Origin of the sequence: Aeromonas sp. QDB34 (assembly GCF_027705405.1) — a bacterium.
Taxonomy (GTDB): Bacteria; Pseudomonadota; Gammaproteobacteria; order Enterobacterales; family Aeromonadaceae; genus Aeromonas; species Aeromonas hydrophila.
Genome location: NZ_JAPDBT010000003.1, coordinates 214,368 through 237,639, shown reverse-complemented (window position 1 = coordinate 237,639; position 23,272 = coordinate 214,368). Strand labels below are relative to the sequence as shown.

Here is a 23,272-nt window from a genome sequence, read left to right as displayed (position 1 = left end):
TGGCGGCCATTACGATGAGTCACGCAGGCTCGGCCTCATGGCGCTACTCCTTGCACTGGGCCTCGAGCTCATCAAACTGGTGGTAAATCAGGGCGGCGGACAATACGCCCGGCATCGCATTGATGGCGTCGATGGCCGCCATGATGGGACGCTGGCTCGGACCTTCCAGGGTCACCACCAGCTTGCCCTCATCACTGACGGCATGGATCTCGGCTCCCTCGAGGGTCGCGATCTCGTCTGCGAGCTGGTGACGCAAGGAGGGCTGGGTCAGCACCACCAGGCTCGATACATGGAACTCTTGTTTCATTGTGACTCCTGCTTCACACAGATCCTGCTTCATCTGGACTCCTCGCCAGCGGGTGCCCCCACCCGGATGCTGCCCACCGGACAATCCATCACGCAGGCACCGCAACCGGTGCAGGCTGCCGCATCGATGCTGGGGGTCGGCACCCGGCCCAGCACGGGGGAGAAACGGATCGCCCGGGGCTCGCAACTGTCCTGGCAGCGCTGGCAGAATACCTGGCCATGGGCCAGACAGTTGGCTTCAATATGGGCGATGTATTGCCAAGGTGCCTCCGTGGTCGGGCGAAATATCGGCACTTTGCAAGCGGCGACACATTCCCCGCAAAAAGTGCACTCGCCGCGCAGAAAATCCACGCTAGGAAAACCACCATCGCCCTTGACCAGGATCTGCTCCGGGCAAGCCGTGAGGCAGTCACCGCAGCGGGTGCAGTCGGCGGCAAAATCGGACCAGGCGACGGACCAGGGCAGTTGCACCCGAGGCTCATTCGATGTCAGACGACCCCGAAACAGACTGCGACGCGACAGGTTGACCCCATCCGGCATAACGGCTCCTTGCTGCTGGTAATGGCGCACGAGTGAGTCCCATGACAGGTATTTTCAATACCTATTATAAGAGTGGGTGTATATTGCGGCCCTGACAAGTTCAGGGATATACCACCAGGGAGATAATCAGGGGGGATTCTTGCGCTGGATCAAACCCTTGGCGCAATAAAGAACAATGGGGGCAAGGTAAAATACCCCCATTTGAGGATTGCTTATTAATCGATGGCTATTTTTGTCGGCTGCCGTAGATCAGCCGCCGATGGAGGCCAGATGCGGGGTCATGCCGGCATTGCCTTCGTGCAGTCGATGGGTCGCCGCCTTGCCGGCAAGGGCGCTGCGGATCCGCTGCTGCAATTCATCCTGCTGGCCGTCGGCCGTCAACAGATCCCGCAGCTCCATCCCGTGGTCGCCGAACAGACAAAGGTGCAGCTTGCCGAGGGAAGAGACCCGCAGCCGGTTGCAACCGGCACAGAAATCCTTGCTGTAGGGCATGATGAGCCCTACCCCGCCCATCGACTCCGGGTGCATGAACACCTGGGCGGGGCCATCGTCGACGCCACGCAGCTGTTGCAGCCAACCGGCATCAAGCAGACGCTGCTTGATGAGCGCCCCGCTGGCGTGATGATCGCGAAACAGGGTGTCCATCTCGCCGGTCTGCATCAGCTCGATGAAACGCAGCTCGATGGGCTTGTGCCGGATCCAGGCCAGAAACGCATCCAGCTGATGATCGTTGAGTCCCTTGAGCAGCACGGCATTGATCTTGACCGACTTGAAGCCGGCGGCCAGCGCCGCTTCGATGCCATCCATCACCTCCACCAGCTTGTTCTCACCGGTGATCTGGTGAAACTGGCGCGGATCCAGGCTGTCGACACTGACGTTGAGGGCGGTCAGGCCCGCATCAAACCACTCCTGGGCCCGTTCTTTCAAACGATAACCATTGGTGGTCATGGCCACCTTCTCGATGCCGGGGGTATTGGCCACCGTCTCTATGATGGCGGTGAAGTCCCGGCGCAGGGAGGGCTCCCCGCCGGTCAGACGCACCTTGCGGGTGCCCATGGCGGCAAATCCGGACACGACACGGCGGATCTCTTCCAGAGAGAGAAAGGGCTGACGCCCCGCCTTGTCACCGGCCGGTGGACGGTAACCATCGGGCAGGCAGTAGGTACAGCGAAAATTGCACACGTCGGTGATCGACAGGCGCAAATAGTAGAAACGACGGGAAAAACCATCTTGCAGTGGCGACATAAACACCTTTCCAAATACGGGAGGCCAGGGCATTTCTTTCCTGACCCTTACAGCTCGAACATCGGCTGACGGCGGTTTCCCCCTATCATGAGGACTTAGGCAAAACCGCTCGGAGTTCATCTAGTTTTTCGATGCTAGCACAAGTTGGAGTACACTCCCATGCTACTTTGTGGGGTTATTGTCTGAAGTGAAGGAAGAGAGCAGGCATGGGAAAGTGGTTCAAGGTACATTCGGTCAGCAGTGCCATCGGGCGCTCCATGGTGCTCATCCTGTTCATGGCAAGCCTGATCGCCGTGGTGGCCATGGTGACCCTGTTCTATTCGGTACCTGACGCCAAGGCGATCAACCTCTCCGGCTCCCTGCGGATGCAGGCCTACCGGATGGCCTACGAGATTGAACAGGGCCAGCAGGTGCTGAGCCGGCTCGATCAGTTCGAGCAGACCCTGCACGCCGCCGAACTGCAGGAGACCCAGCGCTGGATCACTCCCGCCTCCCTGCGTCGCACCTATGGCGAGGTGCTGCAGCAGTGGCAGGTGATGCGCGAGCACATCGAGAACGCCACCCCGCGGCGCTACACCGACAACACCGAGCAGTTCGTCGCGGCCATCGACGACTTCGTCAACCAGATGCAGTACCACGTGGAGTTCAAGGTGCGCATGCTGGCGCTGGCCGAGGGGCTGGGGCTACTCTCCATCATCACCATCGCCTGGTTCACGGTGCGCTTTACCCGCCAGCAGGTGGTGGCTCCGCTCAACCAGCTGGTCTATTGCGCCCGCCAGATCCAGCGCCAGGAGTTCGACCTGACCCTGCCCCCCCACTGTGAAAACGAGCTGGGGGAGCTGTCGGGGGCTTTCGTCACCATGGCCGACGAACTCGGCAAGCTCTACCGGGAGCTGGAGAGCAAGGTCGAAGAGAAGACCGCCAAGCTGCAGCAGGCCAACGACACCCTCTCCTTCCTCTACAGTACCGCCCAGAAGCTGCACGCGGCACCGCTGAGCCGGCGTACCCTGCTCAAGTTGCTGGAGCGGGCGGCGGCCCACCAGCACATCGACTACATCCGGCTAACCCGCTTCGAGCACAATGCCATGCCGGACTACATCACCGGCCGCAAGGGATGGCCCGGCGATCTGGATGCCGTGGTCAGCTTCTATCTGCAGATGGACGAGCAGGAGTATGGCCGGCTCGACGTCATCAGCAGCCACCCCATCGACGAGCGGCTGATGAAGAACTTCTCCATGCTGCTGGCCCAGGTGCTGCACAAGGATCAGACCCTGCTGCAACACCAGCGCCTGCTGCTGATGGAAGAGCGGGCCGTCATCGCCCGCGAGCTGCACGACTCGCTGGCCCAGGCCCTCTCCTATCTCAAAATCCAGTCTACCCTGCTCAAGCGCTCCTTCGCCAAGGGAGATACGGTCAAAGCCGAAGCCGCCATGCAGCAGATCGACGAGGGGCTTGGCAGCGCCTATACCCAGTTGCGCGAGCTGCTCGGCACCTTCCGTCTCAGCATTGGCGACGCCAACCTCGGTGAAGCCATCAAGGTGATGCTGGAGCAGCTCAAGCCGCAAACGCAGGCCGACATCAGGCTCCATTACGGTCTGGCCGATACCGATCTCGAAGCCGGTCAGCACATTCACATCTTGCAGCTGATCCGTGAGGCAGTGCTCAATGCCATCAAACATGCCAGTGCGCAAGTGATTGATGTTAGCTGTGAGACCCTCGCCGATGGTAACATCCAGGTTCAGATTTCAGATGATGGTGTCGGAATAGGGATCGCAAGCTCGGCGGTCAACCACTATGGCCTGAGCATCATGAACGAGCGTGCCAGCAAGCTGCATGGTCTGCTGACCATCAGCGAAAGGCCGCCCAGAGGCACCTGCGTACATCTGACCTTTCCCACCAGCCTAACAAGAGATGCCTGATGGACGAGATGAAATATAGTGTTCTGGTCGTGGATGACCATCCCCTCATGCGCAAAGGGATTGTGCAGCTGCTGGCCCTGGAGGAGAACATCGAAGTCGTCGGTGAAGCTTCCAACGGTACCGATGCCGTCGCCATGGCCAAGGAGTCCGAACCGGATCTGATCCTGCTCGACCTCAACATGAAAGGCCTCTCCGGTCTGGATACCCTCAAGGCGCTGCGCACCGAGGAAGTGACCTCCCGGGTGGTGATCCTGACCGTTTCCGACGCCCGTCAGGACGTGGTGGCGCTACTCAAGGCCGGCGCCGATGGCTACCTGCTCAAGGATACCGAGCCAGAGATGCTGCTGGCCCAGCTGGCGGACGTAATGACCGGCAAGCAGATCCTGAGCGAGCCGCTGCGCCCCTACCTCGAGAACATCTACGAGCTGGATCACCTGCAGCAGAAGCTGGAGAGCTTAACGCGTCGCGAAATGCAAATCCTGCGCGAAATTGCAAAGGGCCTCTCCAACAAACAGGTCGCCTCCGTGCTCCATATTTCCGAAGGCACGGTCAAGGTACACGTCAAGAGCCTGCTCAAGAAGCTCGAGGCGCAAAGCCGCGTGGAAGCTGCTGTCATGTACCTGGAGCAGCGCAACTAAACGCCCTCCAATCCAGCCAAAAGCCACCTTCCGGTGGCTTTTTTCATTCTCTGGCACAGTCGCTGCATTGTCCTATTCAGCAACTACTCAATGGAGGATGGAACATGAAACTTCAACCCTTGGCACTGTTCCCCTTGCCTTCCCACATACTGCCTGGTGGCAAGCTTCCTCTGCGTTTGTTTGAACCGCGCCACCTGCAGATGCTCAAAGAGTCATTCATCGATGACCAGGGCTTCGGCATCGTGATGGAAGAGGCGACGACGACTGGCAAGTCCGGGCGGATCCTGCCAGTCGGCACCCGGGTCAAAGTCACCGACTTTTACACCCTGAATGACGGCCTGCTCGGCGTCACCGTACTCGGCATGGAACGTTTCTGCATCCACGAGATGGAAACGGACGAGCTGGGTCTGCGCCGGGCCAGAGTGGAAGCACTGCCCAACTGGCCGAGCACCCATTCAGACTTCAGCGACAAGCCGCTGGTTACCCGGCTGCGGGAAGTGTTTGAACAGTATCCGGAACTGGATGAACTTTACCCGGACAAGCAGTTTGACGATGCGGCCTGGCTCTGCCAACGCTGGCTCGAAATCCTGCCGATGCCGATCTATGAAAAGCAGATGTTGATTGCCAAACAAAATAGCGAAGCGGCCCGTCAATTCTTGCGCCGACTGATCGCACAGTGAGTCAGAAGTGTATTGCAAAATGCGAATATTCCGATAATGAAAACAATAATTTCGCATTTTGCAAATGAAGCGCCCAATAGAAATCAATAACCGCGCTGCAAGCCGCATAAACTGGTTCTGAAAAGTTGGCACGACTTTTTCATATAGAATCGTACAACCCGATTTATCCCGTGCTCTCTTCAGTATTTGCTGAAGAATTGGTCAACCACCCAGGTTGACCATTTTTTTTAGCTGCGATCCGGCGCTGCGGGTTGAAAATGGCGTTGCAGACACTCCCGCAGCCGCATCAGGCTTATCGGTTTGGCCAGAAAGTCATCCATTCCCTGGGCCAGGCAACGAGCCCTGTCTTCCGCCATGGCGTTGGCCGTCAGCGCCACGATGGGCACGCTACAACCCAGTTCTCGCAGACGCCGGGTCGCCTCCAGTCCATCCATCTGCGGCATCCGCATGTCCATCAGGATGAGATCCGGCCGTTGCTCCGCCACCTGAGCCAGCGCCTCCAGCCCGTTGGCCGCGACTCTGACCCGGCTCACCAGCTTTTGCAGCATGAGCGATACCACCAGCTGATTGACCGGACTGTCTTCCACCACCAGCACATCCAGATCCTGAATGGGCTGCTGATCCGGCTCGGGCCGGCTGCTGCATTCACATGGCAGCGCCATGCCCGGCAAATCGAACCAGAAGCAGCTCCCCTCACCGGGGGCACTGCGCAGCTGAATGCTGCCGCCCATCAACTCCACCAGCCGCTTGCTGATGGCCAGCCCCAGCCCGGTGCCCGAGAAGCGGCGGGTGGCCGAACTGTCGACCTGAGAGAAGGGTTCGAACAGCAGCGCCTGATCCTCGGCCGAGATACCGATCCCGCTGTCGGTCACCGAGACCCTCAACTGCTGTTCATGCCAGCTCAGTTGCAGCAATACGCTGCCCTGACTGGTGAATTTCACCGCGTTGCCGAGCAGGTTGCTGATCACCTGGGAGAGACGCACCGGATCCCCCTGCAGCTGGGCGGGTACGGCGTCGTCTACCCGCCAACGCAGGTCAATGCCCTTGCTGCCCGCCTGCGCCAGCAGCGGCTCGATGAGGGACTGGCAGAGCAGGGCCGGTTGCAGCGTCTCGCAGTGAAACTCAAGGGTATGGGATTCAATCTTCGAGAAATCGAGTACGTCGTCGATGATGGTCTGCAACAGGCGCGCGGCATGGGTGGCGTGGCCCAGCAGCGTCTGTTGCTGGGGTTCGAGCTGGGCGTGTTGCAGCAGATCCAGCATCCCCAGCACCGCGTTCATGGGAGAGCGGATCTCGTGGGTCATCATGGCCAGAAACTGCGACTTGGCGCGGTTGGCCGCTTCCGCTTCGTCCCGCGCCCTGGCCAGCTCCTGCTCACGGCGGATCTGGTTGCCCACATCCCGCGCCGTGCCGCGATAACCGATAAAGACACCGGCCGCATCGAAACAGGGCTCGGCGTTGATCTCCATCCAGCGTGGCCCCTTGGCTAGGCTGACCTGGGCCCGCACCGCCCGCACCGGCAGGAGCAGACCGATGAGCCGGCGATACTTGCCCCATTCCGGGTCGCGCCTGTCATGGGCGTAATCATAGAGGCTCTGGCCGGGTTGATGCATCAGCATGTCCCCCTGCTGGCCGGGGGCCGATACATAGCTCAGCCGGTGCTCGGTATCTGTCTCCCAGAACCAGTCGGACGCCATGCCGGCAAAGCTGCGAAAACGCTGTTCGCCCGCTTGCAGCGCCAGCGTTTTCAGCTCGACCTGTTCCTGCAGGCGGGCTCGATAGGCGATGTTGACCAGCGCCTGGGAGATGAGCGGACGACAGCGCTGCATGGCCGCCTTGCTCTTGAGATCGAAGGTCCCCATCACGGCGTGACGGCAGATGAGCACGCCGGAAAAACCGGGAGCGCGCAAGCCCGTCATCATCACGCTGGCCCAGCCCTCAACATCGGCCAACGGTGCCAGTTCGGGCAACTGGGTCGGATCATAGATGACCAGGGTCTCTCCCTCGATGGCGCGGGAGAAGAGCGGGGTCAGCTGCCAGCTGCGCCCCACTTCGCCATCCTGGGTGCTGAGGTGGGTGATGCCACCCTCTCCCTCCCAGGCCACCACATCCGCGTGTTCGAAGCCGATGAAGGGTTTGAGCACCTGAATGAGGCTGTCCAGCACCTGTTCCAGCGTCTGGGCATCGGCCAGCGTCGCCACCCCGCACAACAGGGTTTGCGACTCCTGGCGGTATTTGGCCTCCCGTTCCCGGCAACGCACCAGCTCAACCAAGGTGGTCTGCAGTTTGTCGCCGAGGGCTTCCAGTTCCGTGTTACCTATCATCTTGTTTCCAGCGCAATATCAGCTGTCGAGGAAGATCACGCTCGAGACCATCAGGTTGCCGTGCGCCAGCTCACCATGGGGCAGGCGGCCCTGCTCGCCGAAGGTGAACGGGGTGATGAAGGGGATATCCCCCAGCCGGGTATGAAATTGATCGACAAATTGGCATAAGCTATCACCAAGAGCCAAGCGACAACCAGCACAAAAAATCACAAGGGCGCCAAACGGCTGCATCTCGGTGGCCATGCCGTACTCGGGTTCGATGCGGGTTGCATTCAGACTGCGTTGCAGCAAGCCCTCCTGGCTGCTGTACATCAGCAGCAACCGCTCCCCGACCTGAGTATCGGTAAAGAGGCGCAATCCGCCACCTTCTGTCACTGCCTCCGGGTGGGAGAGCTTGTAATAGGGCATGTCATCCAGGGTGCCAACCTGTCTCGCCAGCGGCGACAGGGTGGTCTCCCGCAGGATGGGACCCACCGGCCAGGGGGTTGTCCGTCCGCTCCAGCGAGCATAGACCTCGGCCGCGGGCTCATGATCGATGGTGAGGATCTCCCGTCCCGATAGGGCCGTGATGGTGCCGCGATATTCGGTGGGGACATAGCCGGAGTGAAACTGGAACGCCAGCTGGCAATCGGGATAGAGCACGGCCAGCGCGATGCCTTCGCGGGTACTGCCCTCATCCCAGCACAGCTGCCAGTCACCGCTGACGCTGTTGTCGGCAGCGGAGCCCCCGACGACCGGGACCGTCGTGCCCAGCTCGGCTTCGATGCTCTCCAGCATCGCCTCCTCCTGGCCCGGGCTTGCATGCAGCAAGATGAGTTGTGGCAGCTCGCCGGGGCGCCCCCCATCGGCGATGGCACTGCGCAGCAGCTGGCGCACATCCACTGCATCCCCCGCCTGGCCCGCCACGCCGTAGGCCCCCTTCTCATCGTAGATGGCCGCCACTGCCAGACCGATCCCCTGGCAGGCATGATGGCCGGTCTGGGTCATAACCCCGCCACAGGAGCTGCAACCGATCATCCGAGACGACGGGAACTGCTGTTTGAAGTGATGGCGCAGTTCCTCGGCATCGTGAGCCTGAGTAAAATAGACCAGTAACAGCGAAGGGGAATGAGGTGATTGAGCGAGCAGCCGCTCACTGACCTGCCGGGCAGCCAGCAGGGAGGTCTCTTCAAGAGAGTGAGCCGTCAGGAAGTTCAACACCATCTCCTAGTTGTTCATGATGCTGGGGGTAAGCAAAAATCATACCTTAATCAAAGAATTATCCCGTCTTATCGATTAGAATCACATTCAATTGAGCCCAACCACAGGAAAACGGCATGTGGCAGAAGAACATCAATGATTTTGACCGGGTCGTCGCCATCGGTGGCGGCCACGGCATGGGCCGTGTGCTCTCTTCACTCTCGTTTCTGGGATCGCGCCTGACCGGCATCGTCACCACCACCGACGATGGCGGCTCTACCGGACGACTGCGCAAGAGCCAGGAGTGTATCGCCTGGGGGGATCTGCGCAACTGCCTTAATCAACTGGTGACCGATCCCAGTATCGGCAGCCTGCTGTTCGAATATCGGTTCGCCGGTCGCGGTGAACTGGCGGGCCACAACCTCGGCAATCTGATGCTGCTGGCGCTCGACAACCTCTGCGTACGCCCTCTTGATGCTATCAAGCTCATCAGCGACATGCTGAAAATAGAGTCACAATTGCTACCCATGTCTGAATTTCCCACCGACCTGTGCGCCCACACGGCCTGTGGCAACCAGATCCTGGGGGAAGTCTCCATCGATCAGCTCGACACCCCGCCGCTCTCCCTCAGCCTGAGTCCGGAGGTACCGGCCACCCGCGAGGCGGTGCAGGCATTGGCACAGGCCGACATGATCATCCTCGGCCCCGGCAGCTTTCTTACTTCCATCATGCCGCCCCTGCTGCTGGCTGAGGTGGCCCAGGCCATCAACGAGAGCGATGCCATGCTGGTGTTCATCTGCAATCTGGTCGCTGAAAATGGCCCTGCCAGCCAGCTCAGCCTGCACAATCAGTGGCGCTGGCTGGAATCACGGGTCGGCGCGGGTCGGGTCGATGCCATTCTGGCCCCGGCGGGGGAATATCCGGCAGAGCTGGCTGGCCGATTGATCCTGGCCGAGCTGGGTGAGGCCGCCCTCCCCCATCGGCACGATCGCCTGAAATTGAAGCTGGCACTGGACAGGGTTATCCAGCAACTGGTCAATCAACGCTAATCGGCGGGTAGAGGATGGCAAGTCCGGCGCCAATGCGCCGGCTGCAGGGGCTCAGTGATAGTTGGCGAGGTGGGAGAGCACCTGGGGCAGGGATTGCTCCAGCTCGGTCAGCAAACGGGCGACTTGCTCGCCGTCTTCATGTTTGCAGGCTTGTTCCAGCGCCACCACCTGCTGGTAACTCAGCTGGGCGCCATAGCTGCCGCAGGAGGACTTCATGCTGTGGGCAAGCCGGGCCAATGCGGGCCAGTCCTGTTGTTCATAGAGCGGGCGCAGCTGGGCAAGCTGTTCCCCCACCTCTTCGATGAAGACCGAGATCACCACCGGCATCATCTCCTGGCCGATATCTTCCGCCAGCTGTCGCAACACCTTCTGATCCAGCCACTCCATTCCGTCATCCTCCTGATGGTATTCAAACAGACCATACTATAGATGCCTGGCACGACTCAGTCACGTTTCATTGCCGTCAGAAAATCGAACTCAAACGGGACGTGCATGAGAAAAGCGTGATCAGGATCGCCTAACCAGACAATAGATGGCCGAGTTGCAACATAAATGTTGCCATGAAATTAACAATTAAATAACAATGGCAACCGTGAGAATGATGCGACTCAGCAACACCTCTCTCATCCCTTTTGCCTGTATGGCTGCTGCGAAGAACCAGGGTAGGATTCTACCCTGGTATTTTTTTATCTCTGGATCAGTTGATTATCACAGCTGATTGGCACCCACCCGCTCCCCCAGTCGAAACAGACTGAACTCACCCGGCGCCATTTTTACCCAGTCTTCATTACCGGTCAGCGGCCGGGTCGCAATCAGGGTCACCACATCGTCCGGAGTCGTCTCGCTCTGAAAGTCGATGGCGACATCTTCATCCAGCAGACGGGCCTCTCCGAACGGAGCTCGCCGGGTCAGCCAGTAGAGGTTGTTGCTGCAGTAGGTCATCACGAACTCCCCATCCGACAGCAGCATGTTGAATACCCCCAGACCGCGCAGCTCGTCGCACAGGGTCGCCAGGTAGCGAAACATGGCGGGGAAGTTGGCAGGGCGTCGGGGATATTTCTGTTCCAACCGATCGAGCAGCCAGCAGAAGGCGTGTTCGCTGTCGGTGTCGCCCACCGGTCGATGGCGGCCGGTGGCCAACCCTTTGTAACCCGTCAACTGGCCATTGTGGGCAAAGGTCCAGTAACGGCCCCACAGCTCGCGGGTAAAGGGGTGGGTATTCTCCAGCGAGACGCAGCCGCGGTTGGCCTGCCGAATATGACTGACCACGGCGCGGCTCTTGATGGGCAACGCCTGCACCAGCCTGGCAATCGGCGACTGGGCGCTGGGCTCGGGATCCTTGAAGGTACGAAAGCCTTTCCCTTCGTAAAAAGTGATGCCCCAGCCATCCTTGTGAGGCCCGGTCTTGCCGCCGCGCAGCATCAGGCCGGTGAAGCTGAAGCAGATATCGGTCGGCACATTGGCACTCATGCCGAGCAGTTCGCACATAGGCTGCGGGCTCCTTGCTTACTTGACCATCTCATTGCCAATCGGCCGGTTCAGCCTGCGCTGACACCGGCCGCGTGCGCAAGATCCCGCCGGGACACGGCCAGACAAGGCACGACTATCCCGGCTCGAGACCCCTGCCTTACTTGGCCATCTCTTTTTCGACCAGCTGGATCAGGATGTGGATCACCTTGATGTGCACTTCCTGAATACGGTCGGCGTAACCAAAGTGCGGCACCCGGATCTCGACATCGGCCAGACCGGCCATCTTGCCGCCGTCCTTGCCGGTCAGCGCAATCACCTTCATGCCTTTGGCGTGGGCAGCCTCGATGGCTTTCAGGATATTGCCGGAGTTGCCGCTGGTGGAGATGCCGAGCAGCACGTCACCGCGACGGCCGACTGCCTCTACGTAGCGAGAAAAGACGTAGTCATAGCCAAAGTCGTTGGACACACATGAGAGGTGGCTGGGATCGGAGATGGCGATACCGGCATAACCGGGGCGGTTCTCACGATAACGGCCGGTCAGCTCTTCGGCAAAGTGCATGGCGTCGCAGTGGGAGCCACCGTTGCCACAGGAGAGTACCTTGCCTTCCTGCTTGAAGGAGTCAGCGAGCAGCTTGGCGGCCGCTTCGATGTCCTTGAGATTTTGCTCATCTGCCAGGAACGCCTGGAGCACGCTGGCAGCTTCGGTCAATTCATTGCGGATCAGTTCTTGGTACATGATGTCTCTTCCAAAATATGGGCCGCGCCATTGTCGCACAAGCCAATCCCGGAGTCGCCCCCTGCCCGTCAAGAGCCCCTCTGCAGGACGTTATGCCGATCACAGAGCCAAGGTAACAAGCTTGTAAACAGCTTGATAAGTTTGTGCGTATGAATTACAACAGGGACCATATCCAACAGGTCAGACCTCTGGATCAGTTCAACCATATTCACCCAACTTCGGCAACTCATGCAAGGAGCGAAAAATGACGACGACCCTCACTCTGCTCGGAGTGATCCTGGTGATCGGCGCCATGGCTTATCGCCGGGCGTCTCTGTTCACCTCCACGCTTGCCACCGCGGCAGCCCTGATTGTCGGCACCCTCTATGGCCACGTCCCCCTGCTGGTCTGGGCGCTGTTTGCCGTGATCGCCATCCCCCTCAACCTGGTGGATTTTCGTCGCAACCAGCTGACCAAGCCGCTGTTCAAACTCTACAAATCCATCATGCCGGAGATGTCCCGCACCGAGAAAGAGGCCATTGAAGCGGGCACCACCTGGTGGGAAGCAGACCTGTTTGCCGGTAACCCGAACTGGAAGAAGCTGCACGCCATTCCGGTCAGCACGCTGTCTGCCGAAGAGCAGGCGTTTATGGACGGTCCGGTTGAAGAAGTGTGCCGCATGGTCAACGACTGGGAAGTGACCCACGAGCGGGCCGACCTATCTCCCGAAGTGTGGCAATACCTGAAGGACCACAAGTTCTTCGCCATGATCATCAAGAAGAAATATGGCGGGCTGGAATTCTCCGCCTATGCCCAATCCTGCGTGCTGCAAAAACTGTGCGGCGCCAGCGCCGTGCTCGCCTCCACCGTTGGCGTACCCAACTCGCTGGGCCCGGGCGAGCTGCTGCAACACTATGGCACCGACGAACAGAAAGATTACTACCTGCCCCGTCTGGCAGTCGGCAAGGAGATCCCCTGCTTCGCCCTCACCAGTCCGGAAGCGGGTTCCGACGCCGGCTCCATCCCCGACTTCGGCATCATCGCCAAGGGTGAATGGGAAGGAGAAGAAGTGCTCGGCATGCGCCTCACCTGGAACAAGCGCTACATCACCCTGGCCCCCATCGCGACCGTGCTGGGTCTGGCCTTCAAACTGCGCGACCCGGATCACCTGCTGGGTGAAGAAGAAGAGCTCGGCATCACCTGCGCCCTCATTCCGACCCACATCAAGGGAGTCGAAATCGGCCGCCGCCACTTCCCGCTCAACGTACCGTTCCAGAACGGCCCGACCCGCGGCAAGGACGTGTTCGTCCCGCTCGACTTCATCATCGGCGGCCCAGCCATGGCCGGTCAGGGCTGGCGCATGCTGGTGGAGTGCCTCTCGGTCGGGCGCGGCATCACTCTGCCCTCCAACAGCACCGGCGGTGTCAAGATGCTGGCCCTGGCGACCGGTGCCTACAGCCGGATCCGTCGCCAGTTCAAGCTGCCCATCGGCAAAATGGAAGGGATTGAAGAGCCGCTGGCCCGTCTCGGTGGCAACGCCTACATCATGGGGGCCGCCGCCAACCTGACCGTGACCGGCATCGACCTGGGCGAAAAACCCTCGGTCATCTCCGCCATCGTCAAATATCACCTCACCGACCGCGCCCAGAAGTGCATCATTGATGCCATGGACATCCACGGCGGCAAGGCCATCTGCATGGGCCCCAACAACTATCTGGCCCGCGGCTATCAGGGTGCCCCCATCGCCGTCACGGTGGAAGGGGCCAACATTCTGACCCGCAGCATGATCATCTATGGTCAGGGCGCCATCCGCTGCCACCCGTACGTGTTGCCGGAAATGCTGGCCGCCAGCCACCCGGATCAGGAGCAGGCCCTCAAGGACTTCGACAAGGCAATGTTCAGCCACGTCGGCTTTGCCATCAGCAATCTGGTGCGCAGCTTCTGGTTAGGGTTAACCGCGGCTCGCTTCGCCGCCGCGCCGTTCAAGGATCAGACCAAGGGCTACTACCAGCAGCTCTCCCGCCTCTCTGCCAACCTGGCCTTCCTGTCAGACATGGCCATGGGCACCCTGGGTGGCGAGCTCAAGCGCAAGGAGCGGGTCTCCGCCCGTCTCGGTGACGTACTGAGCCAGCTCTATCTGGCCTCCAGCGCCCTCAAACGCTATCAGGATGAGGGTCGTCAACACGCCGATCTGCCGCTGCTGCACTGGGCGCTGCAAGATGCCCTGTTCAAGGCGCAGGAAGCCATCGACGAATTGCTGCGCAACTTCCCGAATCGCTGGATTGGCTTGGCTCTGCGCGTCATCGTGCTGCCGCTGGGTCGCGATCTGAAGCGCCCGAGCGACAAGCTGGACAGCCAGGTCGCCCGCCTGCTGCAGACCCCGAGCGAAACCCGCAGCCGTCTGGCCCAAGGGCAGTATCTCACCCGCGAAGAGGGCAACCCCTTCGGCCTGCTGGAGCAGGCGCTGGACGACGTGCTCTCTGCCGAGCCGCTGTTTGAGAAAGTATGCAAGGCTGACGGCATCAAGCGTCCGTTTATGCAACTGGACAAGGTGGCAGAGATCGGCCTGGCGCAGGGAGTACTCAACCAGACCGAAGCGGACCTGCTGCGCCGCGCCGAAGAGAGCCGCTTGCGCACCATCAACGTCGATGATTTTGATCCCATCGACCTGGTGGCCAACAAGGCGCTGTTCGAGCCATCGGCCTATCACAGAGCCGCCTGACAGACACATTGATAGTCAAACGCCTCCCATGTGGAGGCGTTTTTTTATGGGGCTGGAACAGGATGACGACAAAGAGATTTCACAGATCAAATTTTATTTCTCAATAAGTTTCCTATCCTTAGTGAAGCAGTTAATGTAAGCACAGGATCCCAAACAGGATTGCATGATGGATGACCAAATCCTGATTATTGACGATGACGATCTGCCCCTTCTCGATGACCAGCAGGCTGGATGGAAGGTGATGATTGTGGACGATGAACCCGAGGTTCATCGCATCACCAAGATCACCCTGAGCAAGTTTGAATTCGATAATAGACCCATTGAATTTTTGCATGCTTATTCAGCCGCCCAGGCCAGGGAGTTGCTCGCCAAGACCCCGGACGTAGCACTGTTGCTGCTGGACGTGGTCATGGAGGTCGATCACGCCGGCCTCGATGTGGTCAAATTCGTGCGCGAGGATCTGCAAAACAAGATGGTGCGCATCGTGCTGCGCACCGGCCAACCCGGTCAGGCCCCGGAAGATGACGTGGTCACCAACTACGACATCAACGACTACAAGGACAAGACCGAGCTCACCTCCCAGAAGCTGCGCACCCTGCTGCGGGCCAGTCTGCGTTCATACCGCGACATCCGCACGCTGGAGAGCAATCGCCAGGGGCTGGAAAAAGTCATCGAGGCCTCCAAGGGGATCTTCGAGAAACGGACGCTGCGCCAGTTTGTCGAAGGAGCTCAGGAACAGCTCGGGGCCCTGCTCAGTCTGGAAGAGTCGCAAATCTACGACGTGAAGCAGTTCGCCTACGAAGTGCGGGATCAAATTCTGGAGCCCCTGCTGCCGGGCCACCCGTCACTGCGGCTGGCGGACGCTCCCTCCATCCTGCGCCAGGCCATGGCCAATCGTGCCAACGTCTATGACGGCAACCAGATGGTGCTCTACTGCCAGAACCCCCGTCATCACCTGCTGTTTCATATCGAGACCACTCGTCAGCTCAGCCAGATGGACATGGGGCTGCTCAGCCTGTTTACCGAAAACATCATAGTGGCGCTGGAGAACATCCGGCTCAACGAGGTCATCGCCGACAACCAGCGCGAGATCATCTATCGGATCGGCGAGCTGGTGGAAACCCGCTCCAAGGAGTCCGGCCTGCACGTGAAACGGGTCGCCCTCTACACCGAGCTGTTCTGCCAACTGCTTGGCATGAGCGAGGAACAGAGCGAGCTCATCAAACGCGCCTCCCCGCTGCACGACATCGGCAAGGTGGGCATCCCGGATGCCATCCTCCACAAACCGGGCAAGTTGACCCCCGAGGAGTGGGAGATCATGAAGACCCACGCCCAGCTGGGGCAAGACATGCTCTCCGGCAGCGATCTGGCGCTGTTCCAGATTGGCGCGACCATCGCCGGTAACCACCATGAAAAGTGGAATGGCAGCGGCTATCCCCGTGGCCTCAAAGGTGATGACATTCCATTGGAAGGGCGGGTAGTGGCGCTGGCTGACGTGTTTGATGCGCTCGGCTCGGATCGCTGCTACAAGAAGGCCTGGCCGCTGGACAAGGTACTGGCACTGATCCAGGAGGAGAAAGGTCAGCACTTCGATCCCCAGTTGGTAGAACTGATGCTGGCCAACCTCGACAAGTTCCTCGAGATCCGCGATCAACACAAAGACATCTACGTCGGGGAACATTGATGCTGAAGGGTTGCAGCTAACCCGCTTCCCCACAAATAACAAAGCCGCCTCGATGGGCGGCTTTTTCATGCGGTTACCCGGTTATTGTTCGGGCAGGTTCAGATCCAGCTTGGCTTCCGGCTTGGCGCTTTCGCTCTCGGCTTTCTGCGCCGCCATCGCTTTTTTCAGTGCTCGCCGCTTTTGCAGCAAGATGAAACCGACGCCGCCCAGCAAGACCAGCAGGATGCCGACCCCACCCAGCAACCAGATCAGCCAGCCGCTGCTCTGTTTTTCCTCGAATTTCACCTGGTTGGGCACTGCAGCCGAGGTTTCAGAAGCCGCAGAGGCCGCCGATGGCTCAGCCGCCAGCACCGGGAAGATATTGAACGATTTCACCGGCAGCGTGACCTGGATCTCGCGGCCCAGCCGGGTCGTGCCAAACAGGGTGGCAGTCACCTCATACTGGCCAACCTCCTTGATGGCGGATAGATCCACTTCCACCCGGGGTTCGGTCGCCACCGCATTGAACGCCATGCTGGCTCCCACCGTGTTGGTCGCCTTGCCCTCAATCACCACGGAGGCCGGATCCAGCTCATCGGCATCGATCAGGAAGGAGAGTTTGGCGCCAAACTCCTGCGAGGGAGGCGCCAGGGTATAGCTGACCGGCAACGGGTAGATCAGCACGTCCTGATAGCGAGCGCGGGAGAACACCTGATTGCCCGTGCTGTACATGGCCCGGTATTTTCCCGCAGCCACATCCAGCACCGCCTCGGCGGTCATGATGCCGTCACCCGGCACCTCGTCGAGCCCCTTGCCATCGTCACGATAGTGGCCGAGCACTTCGTCAACGATGGGCTCACCCTCCTGCTTGGCGTCGTTGAAACGCTGCAATCGCACCGTCATGCCAAGGTCGGTGAGGTAATAACCGGCCTTGGGCGGTGCATCGTCGATCAGCAGCCAGGACTTGAGCTTGACCCTTTCTCCCTGATAGAGCTGGGTCGGCAGTTGATCGGTTTCCAGCCTGATGTTCGACAGCAGGCGCACCCGGTTGTCCGGGTCCACCTCGCCGATGGCCTGCCAGGGGCCCGGCATGGGATCGCGGATGGTGATGAGATCCTGATCCTTGAGCGCCAGCCAGCCCACATCGGGGGGCGTCACCTTGCCCACATAGAGCTTGCTGCCGTCCGGACGCACCAGGATCACCGACGGGGTGCCCGGCTTGCGCGTCACGATGAAGGTGATCTCTTTCACCCCGTAATCAATGCGAAAGCGATTGTCGAGCAGGGGAATGTCGGAGGGGGCAAACACCTCGTTGGCCGAGGCAGTCAGCGAGGCCAATAACAGCAGGCCGCTCCATAGCTTGCTCATTGCCGCCACAGGCAGGCTCCTCCTTTTTTCTGCACCAGATCCAGCCGCGCTTCGTGCACCGCCTCAATCTCGGCACTGGCACGGATCACCTTGAGCGGTGGGCGATTGCTCTCCAACCGGCGGATGCTGGTGTCCTGGTTGCTCTCATTTTCACTGCTCTCGGTAGCCAGATTCAACTTGGTCTGGCCACCCGTCATCAGCAGGTAGACGTCCGCCAGGATCTCCGCATCGAGCAAAGCCCCGTGCAGGGTACGGTGCGAGTTGTCGATGCCGTAGCGATCGCACAGCACGTCGAGGTTGTTGCGCTTGCCCGGGAACAGGTCCCGCGCCATCGCCAAGGTATCCGTGATGCCGCAGATGTCGGCAGTCTTGAAATTGAGGCCGAGCTTGCCGAACTCATAGTCCATGAAGCTCACGTCAAACGGCGCGTTGTGGGCAATCAGCTCGGCACCGCGGATGAACTCGATGAACTCGTCGGCGATCTGGCTGAACGACGGCTTGTCACGCAGGAACTCGTCGGTGATGCCGTGCACCTGGATGGCCTCGGGGTCCACCAGCCGATCCGGCTTGATGTAGACGTGGAAGTGGTTACCGGTCAGCTTGCGGTTGATCACCTCCACACAGCCGATCTCGATGATGCGGTGTCCCAGATAGACGGGGCCACCGGCGGTGTTCATACCTGTGGTTTCAGTATCCAGAATGATCTGGCGATTCAGTTGGGGTGTGTTCATGATCCAATCTATGTCAAACTTCGGCTTTACCCGCTAGTTTACCCCAAGACTCATGCTAAAAAAGATCGATTTGTATACGGATGGTTCCTGTCTCGGCAACCCGGGCCCTGGCGGCTATGGTGCCGTCATGGTCTATGGCAAGCACCGCAAGGAGCTCGCCGGCGGTTTTCGCCTCACCACCAACAACCGGATGGAGCTGATGGCCGCCATCATGGGGCTGCGCACCCTGAACGAGCCCTGCCAGGTCAGACTCACCACCGACAGCCAGTATGTGCGCCAGGGGATCACCCAGTGGATCATCGGCTGGAAGAAGAAAGGATGGGTGACTACCAGCCGCCAGCCGGTCAAGAACGTCGATCTCTGGCAGGCGCTGGATGCGGAAGTGGCGCGCCATCAGATCGAATGGCTCTGGGTCAAGGGGCACTCCGGTCATCCGGAAAACGAACGCTGTGACGAGCTGGCCCGCGAGGCCGCCAGCGGCAAGCAGCTGGCCGAGGATACAGGCTACCAGCCCTGATCCAAGGCTGCCTCACCCGTCAGGACCGCTCGCCAGCCAGGGCGCCCGAGACTGGCTACCAGCCCTGACGCGCCATGCCCGGCGTCGCAATCGACTCGGGCAAGCGCCAGCGGCGGCGTACCGGCGTCAGCGGAAAGCGCCGCTTGCGCGCCGCTATCACGTAGACTGACGCAAACGGCCTGCAATAATCCCGCCCCACACTCTCCCGCCACCAGCCTATTCGGCTCTGCTTGCCCATGAACGAGTAGCCAAAGCGTTCGTCAAACATCACTTCACACCCGAGCAGCTGCAGCCAGTCGGTGACCCGCGCCGGAGTAAACATGCGAGCCGACCAGGGCAGATGTTGACGCAGGAAAGGCAGGCAGTGGCCGATGCCGACCAGGCTGAGCGGATTGTAGCCGCTGACGATGAGCCAGCCATCGTCGGTCAGCACCCGCTCCGCCTCGCGCAGCACCTGGTGGGGGTCTGGCGAAAAGTCGAGACAGTGAGCCAGCAGGCAGGCATCCACGCTGCCGGTGCGCACCGGCAAGGCCAGTGGATCGCCCTTGAGATCCAGCAGTCTGCCACTGGGAGCGACCCCTATCTGGTGGCGAATGGAAGAGCAGCCGCAGGAGAGTTCGGCGCTCAGCGCCCCGACTTTAAGCAGATGATAACCAAACAGATGTGGGCACCAGCTGTCGAGCCGCTCCTGGATCTCGGCCGCTACCCAGTCCCCCATGGGCAGTGCCGACCAGCTGGTCGGGATCTCGATTTGTTGTTCGGTACGTGCCACCTGCATAATAGGGCTCAACTTGGGGTTCGAACGCCATCCAGTTATATAAGATACCCTCCATAAAGAGAAGCAGACTCATGTATCCAGTGATCACAGTTCCTGCCTTTAACGACAACTACATCTGGTTGATCCGACACGAAAATCACTGCCTGGTCGTCGACCCGGGCGATGCTGAACCCGTGCTGGAGCGACTGGCCTCACTGGAGCTGCAGCTCGACGCGATCCTGCTGACCCATCACCACCACGATCATGTGGGAGGCGTCACCGCCCTGCTCGGCCATTTCCCCCACGCCAGGCTCTATGGTCCCAAACTTGACCCCATGCCCGCTCATCACGGCCAGTGGCTCGATGACGGGGATCAGATCAACTGGCATGGCCTGAGTCTTGAGGTGATCCATGTGCCCGGTCATACCCATGGCCACATCGCCTATTACGGCCACGGCATGCTGTTTTGTGGCGATACCCTCTTCAGTGCCGGTTGCGGCCGTCTGTTCGAAGGTACCCCGGCCCAGATGCACGCCTCATTGCAGCGGCTCGCCGCCCTGCCCGACGACACCCTCATTTATTGTGCCCATGAGTACACTCTCTCCAACCTGCGTTTCGCCTACGCGGTCGAGCCGGACAACCAGGCGATCCAGCAGCGGATCGGGCTGATCAGCAAGCTGCGCCAGCAGGGTCTGCCGAGTCTGCCCTCACGGCTGGGGGATGAGCGGGAGTTCAACGTTTTTCTGCGATGTGAACAGGATTCCGTGAAATTTTCTGCTGAGAAACACGCCTTAAAATGCTTGGAAAATCCAGAGGATACCTTCACCGTGCTGCGATCCTGGAAGGACGTTTTTTGAACAAACCTTGATCAGGGGGCCATTGCCCCTTATGATGCGAGCTGTTTTTCCTAAAGATGACCTGAGCGAGATGAAGGTACGAACGGCCTTATTGGCGGCGCTGTTTCTCAGCGGCTGCCAAAACCTGAGCCATCAGGATGACCGGGCGCTAACGGCAATCGAGCCGATCAAGTCCCCCCAAGTCAACAAAAAAGCGTATAAAAAACATTCGGCGCGCTTCCTGTTCGGAGACGAACAGATCGACGAACTGGATGACACCGATAACCTGTGGGTGCGTATCAGCGATGATATGCAGTTTGATCCGCAGGAGAACGACCGTGTCCGCCAGCAGCGTGATTGGTTGTTGCGCAATGATAAGCATCTGGCGACCATTGCCAGCCGGGCTGAGCCCTACCTGTATCTGATGGTAGAGGAAATCGAACGGCGTGAGCTGCCAATGGAGCTTATTACCATCCCCATGATCGAGAGCATGTTCGATCCCCACGCCCGTTCCCGCAGCAATGCGGTGGGTCTGTGGCAGTTCGTTCCTGCGACCGGCAAGAACTTCGGCCTGCGCCACGACAACTGGTACGACGGCCGCCGCGATGTACTGGCCTCCACCAATGCCGCGCTGGATTATCTGGAGTACCTGAACCGTTTCTTCGACGGCGACTGGCTGCAGACGCTGGCGGCTTACAATGCCGGTGAAGGACGGGTGCGCAACGCCATCACCCGCAATCAGAAGGCAGGCCGACCGACCGACTACTGGTCACTCGATCTGCCCCGCGAAACCCGGATGTATGTGCCCAAGATCCTGGCCATGGCCGACATGATCCGCAATGCGGACAAGTACAATGTCACCTTGCCGGTACTGGCCAACAAGCCTCAGCTGCGGGTGGTCAACACCGGCGGCCAGATCGATCTGAACGTGGCAGCCCAGCTGGCAGGCCTGCGTCCTGCCCAGCTGAAAGAGGTCAATCCGGCCCTGACGCGCTGGTCGACCTCACCCAAGGGGCCCTATCGCCTGCTGGTACCGGTCGAGTATGCCGATACCCTGGAGCTGGCCCTGGCCGATCTGCCCCAGAGCGAGCGCATCCGCACCCGCTCCTATCAGGTCACCAGCGGCGACACCCTCTCTCGCATCGCCCAGAATCACGGGGTGAGCGTGCAGCAGCTCAAACTGGCCAACAACCTGAGTGGCAACCACCTGCGCCGTGGCCAGACCCTGATGATCCCGACCAGCGGCAGCAAGCCGGTGGTCAGTCAGAGCGCCCAGAGCAAGCCACAGCAGCTCGCCAGCCGCAGTGCCGGCAAGATCCAGTACAAGGTGCGTGCCGGTGACAATCTGTGGAGCATCAGCCAGGCGCACGGGGTAACCCATGACGAGCTGGCCAAGTGGAACGGTCTCAACGCCAAGTCGGCCTTGAAGCCGGGCATGAAGCTGGTGGTCTGGCCCAAGCAGGGCAAGAGCAGCAACAAGTCCATGGTCTATCAGGTACGCCGCGGTGATTCCCTCTCCTCCATCGCCGCCCGTTTTCAGGTTGCCGTGATGGATGTGATGCGCTGGAATCAGCTGGGCAAGAGCGATTACCTCAAACCGGGTCAGGAGCTGACCCTGTTCGTGAAGAACAACAGCTGATCGTTCATCACTGCATAAAAAAATACCCCGCCTCTGGCGGGGTATTTTTTTATCTGGCACAGGCCACCCTGGTGGCCTGTGCGGATTCAGGGGGTGATGGCCTGGGCCGCGAAACGGGCCATGATGGGGTTGTGATCCGAGGCATCGGTCGCCGGGCTGCTCACTTCCACTAGGTCAAGGTTGCGGTAGTAGAGGTGATCGAGCGGCCGGCCGAAAGCGGTCCGGCGCAGATCCGGCACCGGGATCGCCTCCTGCAGCCCCAGTTCGCCCACCAGCTTGTTCAGCCAGAATTCGCGCTTGTCGCTCCAGGTGTTGAAATCCCCGGCCAGAATGACCGGGCCCTGATGGCGATGGATGAGGGCGGTCAGATCGTTGAGCTGCTCGCGAAAGGTCGCCATCCCCAGCTCGAAATTCACCGCATGCAGGTTCACCACCAGCACGCCGTCAGGATCCCCCTGCAAGGGGTAGAGGCTGACCAGACCGGATTTGGGGATGCGCAGCAGCGGCTCGGGGGAGCGCACGCCGCACACGAACGCCTGTGGCGTCTTGGCGACCGTCATCACGCCGAAGGAGACGCCGCCCTGGGTAAAGGCTTGCAATTGCTGCCACTGGAAATCACCGGCCTTCAGCCATTCCAGCATGTCGGGGCGGGTCGCCGACTCCTGCAGCAGTACCAGATCCTGGGATTTGGCATACTCGTCCAGCCCCTCGCGCCAGTTTTTACGCTGACCCTTGTAGAGATTCCAGACGGTAATGCCAAACTCGCGTGGCAAGGCGGTGGAGGCCAGCGCCACCAGCGGCGGCTTCTGGCAGTTGGCGCCGGGAATGATGCCCTGCGCCGTGACCAGGTGATCCTGATCCGGCACCTCGAAACAGCCGACCAGTCCCAACGTCAGCAGCGACGTCCCCAGAATGCGATAACTATTTTTCATTGGCTAACAACCACCTGCCTCTGCATTGTGTCCTGACCATCA

General features: G+C 60.1%; 21 protein-coding genes and 1 riboswitch. Of the genes, 9 read left to right on the top strand and 12 right to left on the bottom strand.

All coding sequences use genetic code 11. The features are described from left to right. Positions 1 to 43: 43 nt before the first annotated feature. The 3 genes from OKC29_RS07070 to moaA all read right to left on the bottom strand — a co-directional run bounded on the left by OKC29_RS07070 (position 44) and on the right by moaA (position 2,091). Positions 44 to 307, bottom strand: coding sequence for a chaperone NapD (locus OKC29_RS07070; protein ID WP_024943776.1), 264 nt, complete (start codon positions 305 to 307; stop codon positions 44 to 46). 29 nt (positions 308 to 336) lie between these two features. Beyond that, positions 337 to 846: a ferredoxin-type protein NapF gene (gene napF / locus OKC29_RS07065; RefSeq protein ID WP_011705479.1), complete on the bottom strand. Its 510-nt coding sequence runs from the start codon at positions 844 to 846 to the stop codon at positions 337 to 339. A 249-nt stretch (positions 847 to 1,095) separates the two neighbouring features. After that, complete coding sequence (gene moaA / locus OKC29_RS07060; protein WP_073349625.1) at positions 1,096 to 2,091, bottom strand: GTP 3',8-cyclase MoaA; 996 nt, start codon at positions 2,089 to 2,091, stop codon at positions 1,096 to 1,098. Beyond that, a riboswitch (molybdenum cofactor riboswitch) is annotated at positions 2,079 to 2,218 on the bottom strand. Its footprint overlaps the gene before it by 13 nt. Positions 2,219 to 2,297: 79 nt before the next feature. Here moaA and narQ point away from each other — a divergent pair. From narQ to OKC29_RS07045, 3 genes are all read left to right on the top strand, one after another. Then, positions 2,298 to 4,010 (top strand): nitrate/nitrite two-component system sensor histidine kinase NarQ, encoded by a 1,713-nt coding sequence (gene narQ, locus OKC29_RS07055; RefSeq protein WP_016350249.1) that lies wholly within the window; start codon positions 2,298 to 2,300, stop codon positions 4,008 to 4,010. Next, positions 4,010 to 4,648 (top strand): two-component system response regulator NarL, encoded by a 639-nt coding sequence (gene narL, locus OKC29_RS07050; protein ID WP_011705476.1) that lies wholly within the window; start codon positions 4,010 to 4,012, stop codon positions 4,646 to 4,648. Before narQ ends, narL begins: the two co-directional genes overlap by 1 nt. A 104-nt stretch (positions 4,649 to 4,752) precedes the next feature. Beyond that, on the top strand, positions 4,753 to 5,328 hold the full coding sequence (locus tag OKC29_RS07045; protein ID WP_011705475.1) for an LON peptidase substrate-binding domain-containing protein: 576 nt from the start codon (positions 4,753 to 4,755) through the stop codon (positions 5,326 to 5,328). A gap of 227 nt (positions 5,329 to 5,555) precedes the next feature. Here the strand turns inward: OKC29_RS07045 and OKC29_RS07040 are convergent, their stop codons facing one another. Both OKC29_RS07040 and OKC29_RS07035 read right to left on the bottom strand, forming a co-directional pair. Next, entirely contained in the window at positions 5,556 to 7,652 is a 2,097-nt protein-coding gene (locus OKC29_RS07040; protein WP_162275652.1) for an ATP-binding protein, read from the bottom strand. Between the two features lie 18 nt (positions 7,653 to 7,670). Continuing rightward, complete coding sequence (locus OKC29_RS07035) at positions 7,671 to 8,855, bottom strand: FIST signal transduction protein (RefSeq protein ID WP_073349624.1); 1,185 nt, start codon at positions 8,853 to 8,855, stop codon at positions 7,671 to 7,673. A gap of 113 nt (positions 8,856 to 8,968) precedes the next feature. Here OKC29_RS07035 and OKC29_RS07030 point away from each other — a divergent pair, with 113 nt between their 5' ends. Beyond that, positions 8,969 to 9,880 (top strand): gluconeogenesis factor YvcK family protein, encoded by a 912-nt coding sequence (locus tag OKC29_RS07030; protein ID WP_039213739.1) that lies wholly within the window; start codon positions 8,969 to 8,971, stop codon positions 9,878 to 9,880. A 51-nt stretch (positions 9,881 to 9,931) separates the two neighbouring features. Here OKC29_RS07030 and OKC29_RS07025 read toward each other — a convergent pair whose 3' ends face one another. From OKC29_RS07025 to lpcA, 3 genes are all read right to left on the bottom strand, one after another. Beyond that, entirely contained in the window at positions 9,932 to 10,267 is a 336-nt protein-coding gene (locus OKC29_RS07025; protein WP_011705471.1) for an Hpt domain-containing protein, read from the bottom strand. A 321-nt stretch (positions 10,268 to 10,588) separates the two neighbouring features. Further along, positions 10,589 to 11,368, bottom strand: coding sequence for a class II glutamine amidotransferase (locus OKC29_RS07020; RefSeq protein WP_029301368.1), 780 nt, complete (start codon positions 11,366 to 11,368; stop codon positions 10,589 to 10,591). Between the two features lie 139 nt (positions 11,369 to 11,507). Beyond that, positions 11,508 to 12,086: a D-sedoheptulose 7-phosphate isomerase gene (lpcA, locus tag OKC29_RS07015; protein ID WP_011705469.1), complete on the bottom strand. Its 579-nt coding sequence runs from the start codon at positions 12,084 to 12,086 to the stop codon at positions 11,508 to 11,510. A gap of 244 nt (positions 12,087 to 12,330) precedes the next feature. On the opposite strand from lpcA, the gene fadE reads away from it, so the two are divergent. Continuing rightward, positions 12,331 to 14,787, top strand: coding sequence for an acyl-CoA dehydrogenase FadE (fadE, locus tag OKC29_RS07010; RefSeq protein ID WP_073349623.1), 2,457 nt, complete (start codon positions 12,331 to 12,333; stop codon positions 14,785 to 14,787). A 166-nt stretch (positions 14,788 to 14,953) separates the two neighbouring features. Then, on the top strand, positions 14,954 to 16,471 hold the full coding sequence (locus OKC29_RS07005; protein WP_270669111.1) for an HD domain-containing phosphohydrolase: 1,518 nt from the start codon (positions 14,954 to 14,956) through the stop codon (positions 16,469 to 16,471). An 81-nt stretch (positions 16,472 to 16,552) separates the two neighbouring features. Here the strand turns inward: OKC29_RS07005 and OKC29_RS07000 are convergent, their stop codons facing one another. Together OKC29_RS07000 and dnaQ are read right to left on the bottom strand one after the other, a co-directional pair. Further along, entirely contained in the window at positions 16,553 to 17,818 is a 1,266-nt protein-coding gene (locus OKC29_RS07000; protein WP_011705466.1) for a TIGR03503 family protein, read from the bottom strand. Next, positions 17,815 to 18,549, bottom strand: coding sequence for a DNA polymerase III subunit epsilon (dnaQ, locus tag OKC29_RS06995; protein WP_011705465.1), 735 nt, complete (start codon positions 18,547 to 18,549; stop codon positions 17,815 to 17,817). Before dnaQ ends, OKC29_RS07000 begins: the two co-directional genes overlap by 4 nt. A 52-nt stretch (positions 18,550 to 18,601) precedes the next feature. Between dnaQ and rnhA the strand changes: the two genes are divergently transcribed. Then, positions 18,602 to 19,066 carry a ribonuclease HI gene (gene rnhA, locus OKC29_RS06990; protein ID WP_073349621.1) on the top strand — a complete coding sequence of 155 codons (465 nt, stop codon included), beginning with the start codon at positions 18,602 to 18,604 and terminating at the stop codon, positions 19,064 to 19,066. Positions 19,067 to 19,121: 55 nt separating this feature from the next. Here rnhA and OKC29_RS06985 read toward each other — a convergent pair whose 3' ends face one another. Next, positions 19,122 to 19,844, bottom strand: a complete 723-nt coding sequence (locus OKC29_RS06985) for a class I SAM-dependent methyltransferase (RefSeq protein WP_016350242.1) — start codon at positions 19,842 to 19,844, stop codon at positions 19,122 to 19,124. Positions 19,845 to 19,915: 71 nt separating this feature from the next. On the opposite strand from OKC29_RS06985, the gene gloB reads away from it, so the two are divergent. After that, positions 19,916 to 20,680, top strand: a complete 765-nt coding sequence (gene gloB / locus OKC29_RS06980; protein ID WP_073349620.1) for a hydroxyacylglutathione hydrolase — start codon at positions 19,916 to 19,918, stop codon at positions 20,678 to 20,680. Positions 20,681 to 20,750: 70 nt separating this feature from the next. After that, positions 20,751 to 22,298: a LysM peptidoglycan-binding domain-containing protein gene (locus OKC29_RS06970; protein ID WP_011705461.1), complete on the top strand. Its 1,548-nt coding sequence runs from the start codon at positions 20,751 to 20,753 to the stop codon at positions 22,296 to 22,298. Positions 22,299 to 22,384: 86 nt separating this feature from the next. On the opposite strand, the gene OKC29_RS06965 is transcribed toward OKC29_RS06970, so the two are convergent. After that, the gene (locus tag OKC29_RS06965; RefSeq protein WP_016350239.1) at positions 22,385 to 23,230 is read right to left on the bottom strand and encodes an endonuclease/exonuclease/phosphatase family protein; all 846 of its coding nucleotides are present in this window, start codon (positions 23,228 to 23,230) and stop codon (positions 22,385 to 22,387) included. Between the last annotated feature and the right edge of the window lie 42 nt (positions 23,231 to 23,272).

Coding starts and splice junctions, on each gene's coding strand:
- OKC29_RS07070 (WP_024943776.1), bottom strand. CDS start 307: ATGAAACAAGAGTTCCATGTATCGAGCCTGGTGGTGCTGACCCAGCCC.
- napF (WP_011705479.1), bottom strand. CDS start 846: ATGCCGGATGGGGTCAACCTGTCGCGTCGCAGTCTGTTTCGGGGTCGT.
- moaA (WP_073349625.1), bottom strand. CDS start 2,091: ATGTCGCCACTGCAAGATGGTTTTTCCCGTCGTTTCTACTATTTGCGC.
- narQ (WP_016350249.1), top strand. CDS start 2,298: ATGGGAAAGTGGTTCAAGGTACATTCGGTCAGCAGTGCCATCGGGCGC.
- narL (WP_011705476.1), top strand. CDS start 4,010: ATGGACGAGATGAAATATAGTGTTCTGGTCGTGGATGACCATCCCCTC.
- OKC29_RS07045 (WP_011705475.1), top strand. CDS start 4,753: ATGAAACTTCAACCCTTGGCACTGTTCCCCTTGCCTTCCCACATACTG.
- OKC29_RS07040 (WP_162275652.1), bottom strand. CDS start 7,652: ATGATAGGTAACACGGAACTGGAAGCCCTCGGCGACAAACTGCAGACC.
- OKC29_RS07035 (WP_073349624.1), bottom strand. CDS start 8,855: ATGGTGTTGAACTTCCTGACGGCTCACTCTCTTGAAGAGACCTCCCTG.
- OKC29_RS07030 (WP_039213739.1), top strand. CDS start 8,969: ATGTGGCAGAAGAACATCAATGATTTTGACCGGGTCGTCGCCATCGGT.
- OKC29_RS07025 (WP_011705471.1), bottom strand. CDS start 10,267: ATGGAGTGGCTGGATCAGAAGGTGTTGCGACAGCTGGCGGAAGATATC.
- OKC29_RS07020 (WP_029301368.1), bottom strand. CDS start 11,368: ATGTGCGAACTGCTCGGCATGAGTGCCAATGTGCCGACCGATATCTGC.
- lpcA (WP_011705469.1), bottom strand. CDS start 12,086: ATGTACCAAGAACTGATCCGCAATGAATTGACCGAAGCTGCCAGCGTG.
- fadE (WP_073349623.1), top strand. CDS start 12,331: ATGACGACGACCCTCACTCTGCTCGGAGTGATCCTGGTGATCGGCGCC.
- OKC29_RS07005 (WP_270669111.1), top strand. CDS start 14,954: ATGGATGACCAAATCCTGATTATTGACGATGACGATCTGCCCCTTCTC.
- OKC29_RS07000 (WP_011705466.1), bottom strand. CDS start 17,818: ATGAGCAAGCTATGGAGCGGCCTGCTGTTATTGGCCTCGCTGACTGCC.
- dnaQ (WP_011705465.1), bottom strand. CDS start 18,549: ATGAACACACCCCAACTGAATCGCCAGATCATTCTGGATACTGAAACC.
- rnhA (WP_073349621.1), top strand. CDS start 18,602: ATGCTAAAAAAGATCGATTTGTATACGGATGGTTCCTGTCTCGGCAAC.
- OKC29_RS06985 (WP_016350242.1), bottom strand. CDS start 19,844: ATGCAGGTGGCACGTACCGAACAACAAATCGAGATCCCGACCAGCTGG.
- gloB (WP_073349620.1), top strand. CDS start 19,916: ATGTATCCAGTGATCACAGTTCCTGCCTTTAACGACAACTACATCTGG.
- OKC29_RS06970 (WP_011705461.1), top strand. CDS start 20,751: ATGAAGGTACGAACGGCCTTATTGGCGGCGCTGTTTCTCAGCGGCTGC.
- OKC29_RS06965 (WP_016350239.1), bottom strand. CDS start 23,230: ATGAAAAATAGTTATCGCATTCTGGGGACGTCGCTGCTGACGTTGGGA.